Genomic DNA, 14495 nt, shown 5'->3' with positions numbered 1-14495 from the left:
CGCTGTCTCCGACACGGGAAATATCGCCTCGGATCACACGCCGGTTGTCGATCCTGGCCGAAAGATCATCAGCACGACGACAACGACCCAGAGCAGATTGAAGATCCCCGTCGCTGTGCCCAGTCGACGGGTGAGCCGCGTTGCGACATCCACAACGGACCCGGTTCCTTCGATCGCCGCCATTGTCAGCCGTTGGGCGGGAAGCACGACCGCGGTGAGTATCACGGCGGCAACGACGGTGAGTGCGATCGAGGTGAGGATCCACAGGTCACCGAGCACTCCGAGATTGACGGCGGTGGCGACACCGAGCATCGGAACGACAACGCCGATCGTGGCATACACCCGAACGATGCGATGCAGCATGCCCGTCGTCGCAACACTGGCGCTGTCCGGATCGGCGAGCGCGGCGCGGCTCCCCACCGGGAACATACTCGCCGCCACAGCGACGGGGCCGATGGCAAGAATGGCCGCAATCACGTGGAGGGACAGCAGGATTCCGGTCATGGGATTTCTCGCGTTTCGGTACGCACAAGCGTATTCACGCAGCGTCCGGGGCGAAGGTGATTACAGGCTCGGCGCCCTTGGCCGACCACACCGTTCCACGACGCTCGTAGTCGAAGAGCGCTTCGACCTCGAGACTTATCCGGGGCCCGAGGCATCGTTCCAACAGGTACAGGCCAAGGTCGAGACCGGATGTCACACCGCCGGCGGTGATCAGGTCACCGTCGTCGACGATTCGCGCCTGGATCGGAATAACGCCGCCGGCCGCCAGTGCGTCCACGGCAAGATGGTGCGTCACGGCGCGGCGCCCTTCGAGAAGCCCCGCCATCGCCAGCGCCAAAGATCCTCCACAGACGGTCGCAACAAGAACACCAGGATCGTCGAGTGCACGCCGCATCATGACAGGCAGTTCGGTTTCCGTTGTGGCCGCGAGTCTTTCCGGCAAACTGGTGCCCGGCTGGTCCGCATCGGGTTCGAAGAGACCCGATGCTCCGGGAACGATAATCAGATCCGCGTGTTCGACATCGAGGGTTGCAGTGGCGGTCAAAGCGAGTTCACCACTTCCACTCAGGACGGTCCGAGGCCCCTCCGCACTGACGAGTTCGACACTCAACGCCCCACCGCTGGCGAGACCCCCGGCGTAGAGCACCTCGTACGGACCCACGACATCCATGGGATCGAATCCGTCGAACAACACGATCTGCGCGTGCACTGCAACCTCCGATTTTGTGCGACGCGCTCCTGTGCGCGTCGCTGTTCCTACGACAGTTGGAGGAAGTTGACCCCTGCGGCGACGGCTGAAAGCCAACCTTCGACGGCTTTCAGCCAACCTCACATATTCTGTGAAATACCAGTTGAGAGGATATTTCACGACACGAGATCACAGAATCTCGCGCCACATACGCTACGTTTCAGACATGCATGACGTTGCAGTTCTCGCGTTGCCCGGAGTGGTGCCGATGGACCTGGCAGCACCCCTCGAAGTCTTCGGACGATGCAGGCTCCCCTCGGGTGCACCGGCGTACCGGACCTCCGTGTGCGCGCTCACCGAGGAGGTGGAGACCGGAACGTTCACGATGCGAGTACCGCACGGACTCTCACGCCTCGCCCAGGCAAGCACGATCATCATCCCGGGCACCGCCGATCTCGACGTGCCGATCGACCCCGAGATCATCGAAGCCCTCAGAACTGCCGCGGATCGCGGCACGCGCATCGCCTCACTGTGCGTCGGCGCATTCACCCTCGCCGACACAGGCCTGCTCGACGGACTTCGCGCGACGACGCACTGGGCGGCTGCGTCGGAGTTGGCCCGCCGGCACCCGGCTATCGACGTCGACGCTGCCGTTCTCTACGTAGACAACGGGCACGTCCTGACTTCCGCCGGCGCCGCGGCCGCACTCGACCTGTGTCTGTACATGGTCCGTCAGGACTACGGGTCCGCGGTCGCCGCCGACACGTCGCGGCTGAGTGTGATGCCGCTCGAACGTGCCGGAGGGCAAGCACAATTCATCGTTCACGAGCCTCCCGTACCCAGCGGGACAACCCTCAGGCCGCTACTGAACTGGATGGAAGAGAACCTCGGGGAGCAACTCGACATCACGACAATCGCGGCCAAGGCAACGATGAGCACTCGCACGCTCAACCGCCGATTCCAGGAACAAATCGGTACGACGCCGTTGCAGTGGCTCCATCACGCGCGGCTCCGCCAAGCGCAATTTCTGCTCGAGACTACCGACCACTCGATCGAACGTGTTGCGGGACAAGTCGGATTCAATGCCGTCACGACATTCCGCGAACGCTTCCGAGACCTGGTCGGCACCAGTCCACAGCGATACCGGACGCAGTTTCGAACGTCGCGGTAGTCGACCTACTTCTCACTCTGTCTGCTCACCATCTCCGAGATCCAGATCGGCGCAAACGGCGAGGTACAGTTCGGCGGAGTCGGGTAATCCTCGAGCACTCGCAGACGCTCACCGATGTCGATTGCGCGGGCCCGAAACTCGGCATGTTCGATCCCGATCTGAGCCAGGCAGTGGTTCATCGCCCATTGCAGGCGATCAGGAGCATCTTTCATCTCCGCCTCGATGACGTCGAGCAACCCTGAAAGATCAAGGCCCTCGGGCTTCTTCGCGACACGTTCGGTGGTCAGGGCCCAGCCGGCGCTCGCAACCACGGGATCGGAGTCTGCGGTCCAGACCACCCGCAATTCCTCCGCGTGCGGGTTCTTCTTCACCACGTAGTTGACGAGCCAGTCCTGCACCTTGGGAGTACGGGCCTCACGCAACATGACGTCCAACTGGTCACGCTCGAACACCTTCGGGCGGCAGATCAGAAGGGCAAGCAGTCTCGCTGCGGTGTCGCCCGTTGCCCAAAGCTGTTGTGCGAGTTCCTGCTGAGTCTTCAATCGCTTCGCAACAGCGCGCAGCTTTGAAAGGTTCACACCGTGATCGTCACCGTGTTTCTCGTTCACCGCGCGCGCCTTCGGATCCTCGAGCGCAGCCAGCTCGTCCATCACCGCAGCAACCGTCGTTTCAGCCACGTCGTCCTCCAGTCACTATTTCTGCGATTCACCTACAAGCAAAGCACGAGAAGGCGAGCGACCCACGTTTGAAACTTCGACCACTGGGTACATGTCTGCTCCTGAGGTGGCGGCACGTCACCATGAAGACAGGACGAACCTTGCATATGCGACGCGCCGCGGGTGCTGAGAACGTGGACGAAACCGCACGCGGAGATGAAGGCGGCGGTAAGAACGTTCTCACTCGGGCCATAACCGGCCCACTCCTTTTCGTGTTCATCCTCGGAGACGTTCTGGGTGCCGGCATCTACGCATTGGTGGGCGTCATCGCCGGTGAAGTTGGTGGAGCCGTCTGGGTACCACTGCTCGTAGCGCTCGTCATGGCATTGCTGACAGCAACGTCGTATGCCGAACTGGTCACCAAATATCCGCGAGCGGGCGGCGCAGCCGTCTTCGCCCAACGGGCGTATCGGAAACCACTGATCTCGTTCCTTGTCGGCTTCTCGATGCTGGCGGCCGGCGTAACCAGTGCGGCGGGACTCGCCCTCGCATTCTCGGGCGACTATCTCAAAGCCTTCATCGACGTCCCAACCGTTCCAGCGGCGCTCGTCTTCCTGCTCCTGGTGGGACTTCTCAATGCCAGAGGCATCAAGGAGTCGATGCGCGCCAACGTCGTCATGACAGTCGTGGAGGTCACCGGGCTCGTCCTCGTTGTCGTCCTCGCTTGCATAGTTCTCGGGCGCGGCGACGGAACCCTGAGCCGAGTCGTGGAGTTCGACGACAGCCGATCGCCTGCACTCGCGGTGCTGGCTGCGGCACTCCTCGCGTACTACTCTTTCGTCGGCTTCGAAACGTCCGCGAACGTCGCCGAAGAAGTGAAGAACGTGAGCAAGGTCTACCCACGCGCACTGTTCGGAGCATTGCTGACAGCCGGCGCCGCCTATGTCCTTGTCGGCCTGGCTGTCTCGGTGGTCCTGCCCGCCGACGAACTTGCCGCATCCTCCGGGCCACTGCTGGAAGTTGTGTCAGCTGCCGATGTCGGTGTTCCGCCTCGCCTGTTCAGTCTGATCGCGTTGGTCGCCGTCGCCAACGGCGCACTGCTGACAATGATCATGGCGAGCAGGCTGACCTACGGGATGGCATCGGAAGGCTTGCTCCCGAGCGTCTTCGCTCGGGTACTGCCGCAGCGACGGACCCCCTGGGTGGCGATTATCGCGACCACCGCCGTCGCCATGGCTCTCTGCGTCACCGGATCGCTGTCAGCCCTGGCGGAGACGGTGGTACTCCTGCTGCTTTTCGTATTCATCAGCACCAACATCGCCGTCCTGGTTCTGCGCCGTGACGCAGTGCAACACAAACACTTCCGAACGCCGATCATCTTCCCGATCCTCGCTCTCGGTACGTGCGTTGCGTTGCTCACCCAGCAGAGCGCTGCGACGTGGTTACGCGCATCATTACTCTTGGCCGTCGGAGTAGTGCTGTACGCCCTCTCCCACCGCCGATCCACGAAGTGAGGTGCGATGTACAGGAGCCGGTGTGATGACCGACAGTTCTGACGCGTCAGATGTAATTCAGCGTCGAGAGCGAAAGATCAACAGGCGAACCCTGACGTACGGCGTGTCAGTCGTTCTGGCTACCGCGGTTTTGGTTATCGCGATCGTGTGGTTGGGCTCCCGGCGGGGCGAATGCTTCGGTACCGACACCTTGCTGTGCTCACAGAAGGATCGCCGACTGGCGGTCTTCGTCCCGAGCCTGATGTTGCTGCTCGGGACCGTGGGCGCGTTCTTGCGAGCCTCCCTGCGATTGCACCGCCTGCGGCGCCTCTACATCCGGCCGTACATGGCGTGGACCTTGGCGGGCCTCACCCTGACGTATCTGACCGGAGCTTACTTCTTGATCGGGGTCTAGATTCTCTGAATACGTCTGTTCAGCAACCAGATTGAGTCGACAGCCGCAAATCAGAATCGCGGATCGTCGATCGCAGTGAGGACTACTTCCCGCACTGACGTCGAAGACGACAAACTCGAGATCGAGCGCACCGTATCCACAACGTCATGTACCGGGACCAGAGATCCCTCTCCCCTGGCGGCAGCGACGTCTCGGGGCACGTCGAGTCCGTCTTCTGTATTGAGATATCCGAGATGAAGGACAGTCACTGCGAGTCTGTCCTTCCGATAGCCCTCTCTCAACGCGTCGGCAATGCCGTTGATCGCGAACTTCGATGCACCGAACGCAACCTCCGGCCTACCGCTTCGCGGGAGTCCCGAGGTGGACCCGGTCAAGATGATCCGAGGTCGAGGACGGCCGATCATTCTCGGGATCAGGCGCTTGAGCAGGAGAATTGTGGCCGTGATGTTGGCGTTGATCATTTCGAGCATTTCGACATCGGATTGATCTGTGAACGCATAATCGGAAGTGAAGGCATCCCCTTCCCAAATTCCGACGTTGCAGATCAGGGTATCTACACCACCGACAAGCTCCTGATCGATCGAATTCGCTGCCGTAACAGGATCGGTCAGGTCGGCTTCGATCCACTCGGAGACGTCGAACCCGTCAGGACGCCGACGCGATATGCCGAGAACTTCGTCGCCATCGCTCCTCAGACCCTCGATCAACGCACGACCGAGACCTCGGCTCGCACCGACAACAACCGCCCTCGCCACAATTACACCCTTCGTCGTCGCTCGAACCGATCCTATCGATCCAGCCGTCGCCGGTAGTTTCGTCGAGAAGCGAGAGACTCAGATTCGCACCGTAGTGCAGCTGGACAACTACGGGCTCGCCAATATTTCAGCCAGGGCACTGGCGAACTCGCGTGCTTGGTCAGAGGTGATGGTGGAGGCGGTCACACGAAGTGCCCGGTGGCACTGACCCGGCGTCGCCGAGAACTGACTTCCGTCCCGCACGAGCCAGCCAGACTCGGCGAGTCGCTCGACAATCGGTTCGGAATCCCGATCCAGCGGAACCCAGACATTGAGTCCGTCGAAAGTGTCAGGAACCTCGATATCATGTTCTGACAGTGCAGATTTCAGAAGGGTTCGGCGGCGCTCGTAGACAGCGCGAGCATTGGCGAGGCCGTCGATCACCGTCGGATCACTCAGCAGTTCAGCACTCAAGCGCTGCTGCAGGTGACTGACCCAGTTGGCGCCCGACCGGAGATGAGTGCTCAGCCGAATGCCGGTGTCGAGGTCCGAGGCGACCACTGCCACGCGCAGGTCGGGCCCGAGAAATTTCGACACGGAACGAACAAGCGCCCACCGCGTCGTGCTCATCGGAGCGAGCCGACAGTACCGATTGCTGGACACGGCAGAGAAGTGATCGTCCTCGATTACCAGAACGTGAGGGAACTCGGCCAGGATGCTTCCGAGAATCGCCGCTCGGTCGGCGCTCATGCTGACCCCGGTGGGGTTGTGCGCACGAGGGGTGCAAATAATCGCGCGCACACCACTTTCGAGAGCACGCAGCAGCCCTTGCGGGGTAATACCCGAAGTGTCGATGTCCATCGGTACCGCTCGGAAGCTGTTGGCTTTGAGCGTTCCGATGCTCGCCAGGAAGCACGGATCCTCGATCGCGACGGCGTCACCTCGGGTCAAATGAGCGGTCAACAGTCGCTCGACCGCGTCAACGGCACCGTTGGTGATGGTGATCGAACACGGCCTTGGAACCTCGTCCTCGATCGAGGAACGTGCCCAGGAATCGAGTAGAGGCTCGGTGGCTGCGGCGCCGTACAACCGGGGCGTGTAAGTGGTCCGGTCCAACGAGGCTCTGAGATCAGGCAGCAATGCCGGATCAGGATTTCCGCTGGCGAGATCCACGCTGCCAGGAAGAGCGATACCGCCTTCTCCTTCCAGGGACGGTATGGCTCGCACGAAGCTGCCGCGCCGGCCCTGTGTCTCCACAACTCCCGCCGCCACGAGCAAGCGATAGGCTCCGGCAACTGTGTTCCGGTGAACCTCGAGATCGTCGGCCAAGGCCCGTATGGGCGGCAACGCATCCCCTGGAGCCAGTACCCCAGCACTGATGAGATTGCGGATGCCCTCGGAAATCTCGCCCGCTGTCCCGCGGACGACATAGAGCCTCACCTGGTCCGCCACAGTGCTGGTCACAGGCTCACTCTATTAGCACATGACAAAACCTCCACGCTGTGACACATTGTCACATGACAAAAAATCTGCGAGGAGACACATGATACTGCCCGGACAATTCCGCCTCTCGGACGACGCGGTCGCCGACTCTCTCCGCGCCGGTGGATTCGGACACCTGGTCACACCGGGCCCTGAGACCCTCGAAGTCACGTCGATGCCACTGCTGTACAACGCCGAAGGAAACGTGTTGGAGGGGCATCTCGCCCGGACGAATCCGCATTGGCGATACACCGGGACATCGGAGTCTCTGGTGATCCTCCCCGGCGCCGACGCCTACGTGAGCCCCGAGTTCTACCCGAGCAAGAGCGTCCACGGGAAGGTTGTCCCGACGTGGAACTACGAAGTTCTCTACGTCTACGGCCAACTGGTTGCGCACGACGACGAGCAGTGGCTGCGTGCTCATGTCACCGCACTGACAGCTCGACATGAATCCGGCCGTGAGAACGAATGGAAGGTCACCGACGCGCCGCCGCAGTTCGTCGATGCGCAGCTGCGAGGGATTGTGGGGATCGAACTGCACGTGGCCCGTGTCTACGGAAAAGCGAAGTTGAACCAAAACCGTTCCCCCGCTGATCGCTCCGGCGTCATCCGGGGTCTGGAGAAGGGCTCATTCTCCGAACGAGAGACCGCCGCAGCGATGGTCGCCGCCGGCCTCGACAACGGTTGACCGTTACGCCGTCGTCGTACGCCTTGTCTAGTCGCACATTCAGGTGAGCGGTTTTCCACCCGTCACGCCGATGACTTCCCCAGTGGTGTAACTGGATTCGCCAGAGGCGAGAAATACATAGGCGGGAGCAAGCTCGGCCGGCTGACCTGCCCGCCCGAGCGGAACGTCGTCCCCGAACGTCTCGAACTTCTCCTTGGGCATCGTCGCCGGAATCAGTGGCGTCCAAATCGGTCCAGGTGCAACGGCATTGACCCTGATTCCCTTCCGTGCGACATCGGCGGCCAGCCCCTTGGTGAAGTCGATGATGCCCGCCTTTGTCGTGGCGTAATCGAGCAGCTCGGGCGACGGGGACGCACCTTGGATGGACGAGGTATTCACGATCGTCGATCCGGGCTCCATCTGCGCGATCGCTGCTTTGGAGAGCCAGAATAGTGCGTAGAGGTTGGTTTTCATCACACGGTCGAATTGTTCGGTGGTGATATCGGCGATGCCGCCCATCTGCACCATCTGAAACGCGGCGTTGTTCACCAAGATGTCCAGTCCGCCGAGTTCACGCACCGCGGTTTCGACCAAAGCAGAACAGTGTTCCTCGCTTCGGAGATCTCCCGGCACCGAGACGGCTTTGCGACCTGCCTCCTCGACCCAGCGAGCGGTTTCCCGAGCGTCCTGTTCTTCCTCGTCGAGATAACTCAGGACAACGTCCGCGCCTTCTCTGGCAAATGCAATCGCGACCGCACGTCCGATGCCCGAATCTGCTCCGGTGACAATCGCACGCCTTCCTTCGAGTCGACCGCTTCCTCGATAGGTGTTTTCACCGTGGTCGGGAGGAGAAATCATGTCTGCGGTGAGACCGGGGTGTGCGATCTCCGCCTGCCGCTCACGCACCGGAGCGGGGAACCGCGTGGTCGGGTCCTGCATTGCGTACTGGTCCGGCATATCGATACTCCTCAGGTGACGCAGTTTCTCGTGGGCTTCTGGATGGATGCACTGCACATGCCTCCTTCCCACCGAATAGAAATCGAAACCTCGGGGTGGCCGGGATCTCACTCGTCCTGGCGCCGACGATCTCGGTGCGTCGACCCCACTTGTTCGTTGTGGTTACTACGCGGTAGGTCGGGGTAGCCCGCGTAGCGGCGGTGGCTCCGCGACCCGCGGAGCACTCGTCGAGCAGAAGCTGAACATCACGTAAAGCACGCACCGACGAAGGGACGACCCCGATATGAGCAACTCCGAAACCACGTCCGCCTTGATCACCCAGTTACGCATCCTCCTCGGTCTGACGCACACCGAGATCCAGGTCGCCGAAACGCGCGTCGCACAGGCCAGAACCGAGGCTGTTCGACGCGAATTGACGGAAAACGCAGAGAACGGCCGTGAAAGGGCGAGTTCCATAGAGTCCACTGTTCGCGATCTGGGGGGCGTGCCGGAATTGGTCGGTCCGTTCCTCGGACGCGCGACAGCCGGAGTGAAAGCGATGGTCGAACAGGCTCAGCCCTTCGACGAAGCGGTATTGGGAGACCTTGCGCTCGAACATCAACTCCTCGACCGCTCCCGCTACCTCAAGGCCCTGGCCACTGCCGGCGGCGATCAGACCGTCGCGGCGTTGGCCGACCGCCTCATCACTGCACACTCCGCGACCGTGGACTGGCTCACGACTGTCTTGGCCGAAGAGGCACTCGGTGGACCGGCAGCTTTGCGCCGCACACCGATGCAAGCTGCCACCGGCGCGGCGATACGGCTGGTCAACGTTCCGGTCTCCTGGTCGACCCGCAGTCTCGACCGTGCCATCGACGCTGTTCGCACCTCACCGCCGGTACTGGGTGAGCTGATCAGCTGGGGCGCATATGCCGGTGACGTGACTGTGAAAACACTCTCGGCCAGTAGGGATGCGGCCATCGCCACGGCTGAGAAGGTCACTCGCCGAGAAGGTGCTGACGGTGCCGCCGACGTCTTCCGTTCGGTACGGAAGTCGAGTGGGCTACTCGACCCCACTGAACTTCCCATCGAAGACTTCGACGAACTCAACGTCACCCAAGCCGTCTCCGCCGTGAAGGAACTGACCGACGCCGCACAGGTGCGGGACATCGTTGCGTACGAGGAAGCGCACAAGAACCGACACGGCGTCGTATCCGCTGCCCAGGCAAGACTCGCAGCGATCGCCCAGGAAGTCGTCGGAATCAACTAGAGCGTTCAATCGACATATCGAGAGTCCGACTCTCGGAACCGCGAGCACTGGACCTCGTGAAAACGGGATTCGCGGCCAGGGGCACCCGAGACCGTCAAGAAGATGACAGCGGCTCTCGAAGCCCTCTGATCAGTTCGACGCGCGCGGAATCGAGAATTTCCTCGGAGAGCGGGGAACCCTTGGTAGCTCGCGAAAGAACCAGTGCACCGAGCATGGTGGAGAGCCGGAGGAGACCGACAGCTTCGTCGTCGGCAAGAGCTGCGGCAAAATCCCCCACTCCCTCCGTGTAAACCCGACGGGCCTCGCTGTCTGCAGGCTCGCGCGCCATGTCGGCGGCGAGCGCAGCAGCGGGGCATCCGTCTGCCGGGTTGTCGCGATGCGCCACCGAGAGATAGGTATCGATCAAAGCTTTTCGGGCGGAGTCACGTTGCCCTGCATGCTCTTCGAGTCCCGCAGAGTGCAGCTGAGCCAGTTCCTTGAAGGCGTGGGTGGTCGCTTCGTCGATGAGAGCGTCCTTGGACGCGAACTGCTTGTAGAAGCCACCGTGGGTCAGCCCCGACGCCTTCATCAGGTCGGCGACGCTGAGGTGAGTGCCCTTCTCTCGGAACAGTCGGGCTGCGGTTTCCACGACGCGCCGACGGTTCTCTTCCGCTTGTTGCTGCGATACGCGGCCCATCACAACGCCTTCCAGTTTGGATTTCACTTGACATCTATCCTAGCCGACACTTAGATTTGATTCATAATCTAAATGTCACGAGCAATCACAACACTGGGAGAATCATGGACCTGAACAAGACGGTTGCGGTCGTCACAGGAGCCAATCGCGGGCTCGGACGCCATCTGGCTGCGGGACTCGTCGAGCGCGGCGCAAAGGTGTACGCGGCTGCGCGCAATCCGGAAACTGTCGATCTACCCGGCGTCATCCCCCTGAGGTTGGACGTGACGGACGCCGAATCGATAACCGCCGCCGCGCAAATCGCATCGGATGTGACCTTGCTGGTCAACAACGCAGGTATCTCTACCTCGGCGCCCTTGATCGGGGGCGACATCGATGACATTCGACGAGAGATGGACGTCAACTTCTACGGCCCGCTCGCCGTGACCCGGGCGTTTGCTCCCGTCATCGAAAACAACGACGGCGGAACAATACTCAACGTTCTGTCGGTGCTGTCCTGGTTCCATCCAGCCGCGCTCGGGTCTTACGCGTCGTCGAAAGCAGCGGCCTGGGCGATGACCGACGCCGTTCGAGAAGAACTTGCGCCGCGCAAAATCTCCGTATCGGCACTGCATGTCGCATACATGGATACCGACATGGCCGCTGGCGTACCCGCCGAACAGAAGATCGATCCTGCCGACGTCGCCGCGCAAGCACTGGACGGTATCGAAAGCGGGCTCGCCGAGATCCTCGCTGACGACACCACCCGGTACGTCAAGGGGAATCTGTCCTCGTCGAACTCCGAGTAAGCAAGGGACTGCAGACGAGTGACGCTTACCCCACCGTTTTGAGGCTGGCCAATCTGCTCAGGATCGGCGCCCGCCAAGCTGCGAGGTCTTCCGGACCGTTCTCTTCCCACAACTCGTACAACTCCGAAGTGTCACTGTCGGAAACGGCACGCTCGAGTGCGGCGAGGACCCAACTCTTCTGCTCCGGGCTCAAGGTGCTGACGTACCCGGCGGCGTCAATTCCATCCAGCTGCACAGGCTTCGGCGCAACGCCGTGCGCAACCGCAAGAATCTCGGCGACGGCGATTGCTGTTTGAGCATCATCGGCATCGAGATAACCGCCATCGGGGTGGCTAGCGTAATCGTCGATGTCGTAGTCACCCGCCTGTACTGCGCTGAGCAGGTCGCCCGCTACGTCGTTGTCGAAAGGTCCTGAACCCCAAGTCCCCATGCTGTCTCTCCGATCCGTACCCGGCGCACCTGTCGTAAAGATATTAGTGAATCACAGGCTTCGGCCAGGACCCTCGGGCTGGAAGTACTGCGTTCGCCGGAAATCGACATCAGCGCAACGGCACGCGAAGGATGCGGTCATCACCGCGGTTGGGGTCGCCGCGTCCGTCGGTGTTGTTCGTCAGTATCCACAGCGACCCGTCCGGTGCGACTACAACGTCACGGAGGCGCCCGTATTCGTCGACGAACTGCTCGTCGGCGGTCGCGGGGTCAGCCAACGGCACCGTGCGGAGTCGCTCACCACGAAGATTGGCGATGTAGATCGTGCCGTCGTGGATGGCGATTCCGCTGGGGCTGGCGTCGTCAGGTGACCATTGTTGGAGCGGGTCGATGAATCCGTCTTCACCCACAATCCCTTCGACCTCGGGCCACCCGTAGTTTCCGCCTGCTTCGATCCGGTTGAGTTCGTCCCAGGTGTCCTGCCCGAACTCGCTGGCGTACATCGTGCCGTCCTCGGTCCAGGCAATGCCCTGGGAGTTGCGGTGGCCGTAGCTGTAGACAAACGAGTTCGGAAATGGATTATCTAGCGGCACATCGCCATCCGGAGTCATTCGAAGGATTTTCCCGGACATCGAGTCGAGGTCCTGAGCTCTGTCTCGACTACCGGCATCACCGACGGTCATGTACAGCATCCCGTCCGGGCCGAACGCGATGCGACCACCGTTGTGGTAGTTGGCCGAAGCGAGCCCGTCGAGAATCGTCTCGGCCGGCCCGAGCGCGAATTCCCCCGGAGCACCGATGATGTCGAAGCGTTCGATCCTGTTCTCCCCGTTCGCGGTGAAGTACGCGTACAGGCGGTTTTCACGTGCTGCGATCCCTAGTAAACCACCCTCACCTCTGGGGCTGACGCCGTCGACGACTCCCACCTCGCGGCTGTTTCCGCCGGCGTCGAGTTCGAGGATTCGCGCGCTGTCGCGCTCACTGACAAGTGGTGTATCGCCGTGGAATGCCATCGACCAGGGCGCGTCCAAGCCGTCGGCGACGGTCTCGGGTTCACCGAAGGCCGCGGCGGGCGCCGATCGTGTTGTCGTGCTTGCCTGCGGACCGGGCCCTTCAGGATCCTCGCTACCGCAGGCAGTCAGGAAGGCCGAAAGGAGCACTGCGGCGCCAAGCCCTCGGATCTGTCGTCGTGTCATGGGCGCGCCTCCCGGGTTCAGGCAGTCTTTGCGCCGACGGTAGCGCGCAATCGGTCACACCGGGAGTCCCTTCGAGTACCCCCAACGACCGGGACTCCCTCGCAGGCGACGGGCGTGATGCCCTGGACGGGTGCGCCACGACATGCGCGTCGTCAACAGAAAGAGAACTGACCACCTCATGATTTCCGCCCCGACCGTCGAAGAAACCGGCCGCCTGCCGCTCGTGATCTACGTGCTGGCCGTCGGAGTTTTCTTGATGGGTACAACCGAATTCGTCGTCGCCGGCATTCTTCCCGAGATCGCGGGTGACCTCGGTACGTCGATAGCGAACGTCGGCCTGATGATCACCGTCTTCGCGATCGGAATGATCGTCGGCACGCCGGCGATGGCGATCTTGACACTCAGGGTTCCTCGACGCGTGACCTTGAGCTCGGCGCTGGTTGTTTTCGCGATCGGACACGTCATCGTCGCGCTCTCGTCCAACTTCGGACTCATTCTCGGCGCCCGCTTCCTCACAGCCGTGGCGACGGGCGCATTCTGGGCAGTCGCCGCAGTGGTCGGAGCAAAAGCGGCCGGCCCGGCGTCTTCCTCGCGCGCGCTCGGCATCGTCTTGGGCGGAGGCATGCTCGCGAACGTCATCGGTGTTCCGCTCGGCGCTCTGGCCGGTCAGACCATCGGGTGGCGTGGTCCTTTCTGGGCCCTCGCCGCCCTCGCACTCGTTGCCGCGGCCGTCGTCCACCGATTGGTACCCGCCGACACCGACTCCGGTGCGGTGCCGTCCTGGCGAGCGGAGATCGCGAGTCTACGGGACGGACGCATCTGGCTCGTTCTGTCCGGTTGCGCCGTCGTGTGCGGGTCGTCGCTGGCGGCGTACAGCTTCATCTCTCCGCTGTTGACCGAGAACACGGGACTTGCTGCGTCGGCAGTGCCGCTAGTGCTTGTCGGCTACGGACTCGGTGCGTTCGTCGGCTCCAATCTCGGCGGTCGACTCGGTGCGAAGCATCAGTACGGGGTCTTGTTCGTCTCGGCAGCGATGACGTTTCTCGTACTCGGGGCGCTCTGCCTCTTCTCGCACAACGTGATCGTGACGGTGATTCTCGTAGTCATGCTGGGACTGTTCGGCATGTCGACCAATCCCATCCTGATCGGGATGGCTGTGCGTTATGCCGATCAGGCGCCGACGATGGCTTCTGCTCTCAGCACCTCGTCGTTCAATCTGGGCACGGCGGTCGGCTCCTGGATCGCCGGGTTCGCGTTCGCCTCGAGTCTCGGTGCCACTGGGCCGGTGTTGGTAGGCACCGGCGTTGCCGCTCTCTACTTTCTGCCGCTGATGATCCTGTTGCGCAAGGAACGCACGAAGCGCACCACCGTCGAAGTCGTCAACTGACGA

Annotated in this window: 16 protein-coding genes; 7 read left to right on the top strand and 9 right to left on the bottom strand. The window is 62.0% G+C overall.

All coding sequences use genetic code 11. The annotated features are described in order from the left end of the window. Positions 1–33: 33 nt before the first annotated feature. On the bottom strand, positions 34–504 hold the full coding sequence (locus tag ABH939_RS23405; RefSeq protein WP_404650214.1) for a DUF2269 family protein: 471 nt from the start codon (positions 502–504) through the stop codon (positions 34–36). A 34-nt stretch (positions 505–538) separates the two neighbouring features. Continuing rightward, complete coding sequence (locus ABH939_RS23400) at positions 539–1213, bottom strand: DJ-1/PfpI family protein (protein WP_404650213.1); 675 nt, start codon at positions 1211–1213, stop codon at positions 539–541. A 205-nt stretch (positions 1214–1418) separates the two neighbouring features. Here ABH939_RS23400 and ABH939_RS23395 point away from each other — a divergent pair, with 205 nt between their 5' ends. Beyond that, a complete protein-coding gene (locus ABH939_RS23395) occupies positions 1419–2363 on the top strand; it encodes a GlxA family transcriptional regulator (RefSeq protein ID WP_404650212.1) in 945 nt (314 codons plus the stop codon). Between the two features lie 5 nt (positions 2364–2368). Here the strand turns inward: ABH939_RS23395 and ABH939_RS23390 are convergent, their stop codons facing one another. Next, a complete protein-coding gene (locus ABH939_RS23390; protein WP_099697235.1) occupies positions 2369–3040 on the bottom strand; it encodes a DNA alkylation repair protein in 672 nt (223 codons plus the stop codon). Positions 3041–3162: 122 nt separating this feature from the next. Here ABH939_RS23390 and ABH939_RS23385 point away from each other — a divergent pair, with 122 nt between their 5' ends. Together ABH939_RS23385 and ABH939_RS23380 are read left to right on the top strand one after the other, a co-directional pair. After that, positions 3163–4533: an APC family permease gene (locus tag ABH939_RS23385; protein ID WP_235867766.1), complete on the top strand. Its 1371-nt coding sequence runs from the start codon at positions 3163–3165 to the stop codon at positions 4531–4533. A gap of 25 nt (positions 4534–4558) precedes the next feature. Next, positions 4559–4927 (top strand): hypothetical protein, encoded by a 369-nt coding sequence (locus ABH939_RS23380; RefSeq protein WP_042448254.1) that lies wholly within the window; start codon positions 4559–4561, stop codon positions 4925–4927. 50 nt (positions 4928–4977) lie between these two features. Here ABH939_RS23380 and ABH939_RS23375 read toward each other — a convergent pair whose 3' ends face one another. Both ABH939_RS23375 and ABH939_RS23370 read right to left on the bottom strand, forming a co-directional pair. Then, positions 4978–5682: an SDR family oxidoreductase gene (locus ABH939_RS23375; protein WP_042448150.1), complete on the bottom strand. Its 705-nt coding sequence runs from the start codon at positions 5680–5682 to the stop codon at positions 4978–4980. Positions 5683–5790: 108 nt separating this feature from the next. Continuing rightward, entirely contained in the window at positions 5791–7125 is a 1335-nt protein-coding gene (locus ABH939_RS23370) for an aminotransferase class I/II-fold pyridoxal phosphate-dependent enzyme (protein WP_231915169.1), read from the bottom strand. Between the two features lie 79 nt (positions 7126–7204). On the opposite strand from ABH939_RS23370, the gene ABH939_RS23365 reads away from it, so the two are divergent. Beyond that, positions 7205–7831, top strand: coding sequence for an FMN-binding negative transcriptional regulator (locus ABH939_RS23365; protein ID WP_047889521.1), 627 nt, complete (start codon positions 7205–7207; stop codon positions 7829–7831). Positions 7832–7870: 39 nt separating this feature from the next. Here the strand turns inward: ABH939_RS23365 and ABH939_RS23360 are convergent, their stop codons facing one another. Further along, positions 7871–8767 (bottom strand): SDR family oxidoreductase, encoded by an 897-nt coding sequence (locus tag ABH939_RS23360; RefSeq protein ID WP_007735622.1) that lies wholly within the window; start codon positions 8765–8767, stop codon positions 7871–7873. 283 nt (positions 8768–9050) lie between these two features. Between ABH939_RS23360 and ABH939_RS23355 the strand changes: the two genes are divergently transcribed. Further along, entirely contained in the window at positions 9051–10016 is a 966-nt protein-coding gene (locus ABH939_RS23355) for a hypothetical protein (protein ID WP_064074403.1), read from the top strand. 94 nt (positions 10017–10110) lie between these two features. On the opposite strand, the gene ABH939_RS23350 is transcribed toward ABH939_RS23355, so the two are convergent. After that, complete coding sequence (locus ABH939_RS23350) at positions 10111–10719, bottom strand: TetR/AcrR family transcriptional regulator (protein WP_007735618.1); 609 nt, start codon at positions 10717–10719, stop codon at positions 10111–10113. Between the two features lie 77 nt (positions 10720–10796). Between ABH939_RS23350 and ABH939_RS23345 the strand changes: the two genes are divergently transcribed. Further along, positions 10797–11480 (top strand): SDR family oxidoreductase, encoded by a 684-nt coding sequence (locus ABH939_RS23345; RefSeq protein ID WP_404650211.1) that lies wholly within the window; start codon positions 10797–10799, stop codon positions 11478–11480. A 25-nt stretch (positions 11481–11505) separates the two neighbouring features. Here ABH939_RS23345 and ABH939_RS23340 read toward each other — a convergent pair whose 3' ends face one another. After that, entirely contained in the window at positions 11506–11910 is a 405-nt protein-coding gene (locus ABH939_RS23340; protein WP_042448139.1) for a DUF4259 domain-containing protein, read from the bottom strand. 109 nt (positions 11911–12019) lie between these two features. Continuing rightward, positions 12020–13105, bottom strand: a complete 1086-nt coding sequence (locus ABH939_RS23335) for a PQQ-dependent sugar dehydrogenase (RefSeq protein WP_404650210.1) — start codon at positions 13103–13105, stop codon at positions 12020–12022. A 178-nt stretch (positions 13106–13283) separates the two neighbouring features. On the opposite strand from ABH939_RS23335, the gene ABH939_RS23330 reads away from it, so the two are divergent. Continuing rightward, complete coding sequence (locus tag ABH939_RS23330) at positions 13284–14492, top strand: MFS transporter (protein ID WP_065352807.1); 1209 nt, start codon at positions 13284–13286, stop codon at positions 14490–14492. Positions 14493–14495 lie beyond the last annotated feature (3 nt).

It is taken from the genome of Rhodococcus sp. 27YEA6 (assembly GCF_044908235.1).
In the GTDB taxonomy this organism is placed as follows: domain Bacteria; phylum Actinomycetota; class Actinomycetes; order Mycobacteriales; family Mycobacteriaceae; genus Rhodococcus_F; species Rhodococcus_F qingshengii.
The sequence above is the reverse complement of the archived record's forward strand: the minus strand, read 5'-3'. Positions and strand labels throughout refer to the sequence as shown.

Excerpts from the sequence above, each read along its gene's own strand:
- ABH939_RS23380 (WP_042448254.1), top strand. The coding sequence starts at position 4,559 with ATGACCGACAGTTCTGACGCGTCAGATGTAATTCAGCGTCGAGAGCGA.
- ABH939_RS23355 (WP_064074403.1), top strand. The coding sequence starts at position 9,051 with ATGAGCAACTCCGAAACCACGTCCGCCTTGATCACCCAGTTACGCATC.
- ABH939_RS23360 (WP_007735622.1), bottom strand. The coding sequence starts at position 8,767 with ATGCCGGACCAGTACGCAATGCAGGACCCGACCACGCGGTTCCCCGCT.
- ABH939_RS23395 (WP_404650212.1), top strand. The coding sequence starts at position 1,419 with ATGCATGACGTTGCAGTTCTCGCGTTGCCCGGAGTGGTGCCGATGGAC.
- ABH939_RS23365 (WP_047889521.1), top strand. The coding sequence starts at position 7,205 with ATGATACTGCCCGGACAATTCCGCCTCTCGGACGACGCGGTCGCCGAC.
- ABH939_RS23340 (WP_042448139.1), bottom strand. The coding sequence starts at position 11,910 with ATGGGGACTTGGGGTTCAGGACCTTTCGACAACGACGTAGCGGGCGAC.
- ABH939_RS23345 (WP_404650211.1), top strand. The coding sequence starts at position 10,797 with ATGGACCTGAACAAGACGGTTGCGGTCGTCACAGGAGCCAATCGCGGG.
- ABH939_RS23405 (WP_404650214.1), bottom strand. The coding sequence starts at position 504 with ATGACCGGAATCCTGCTGTCCCTCCACGTGATTGCGGCCATTCTTGCC.
- ABH939_RS23335 (WP_404650210.1), bottom strand. The coding sequence starts at position 13,105 with ATGACACGACGACAGATCCGAGGGCTTGGCGCCGCAGTGCTCCTTTCG.
- ABH939_RS23385 (WP_235867766.1), top strand. The coding sequence starts at position 3,163 with ATGAAGACAGGACGAACCTTGCATATGCGACGCGCCGCGGGTGCTGAG.
- ABH939_RS23330 (WP_065352807.1), top strand. The coding sequence starts at position 13,284 with ATGATTTCCGCCCCGACCGTCGAAGAAACCGGCCGCCTGCCGCTCGTG.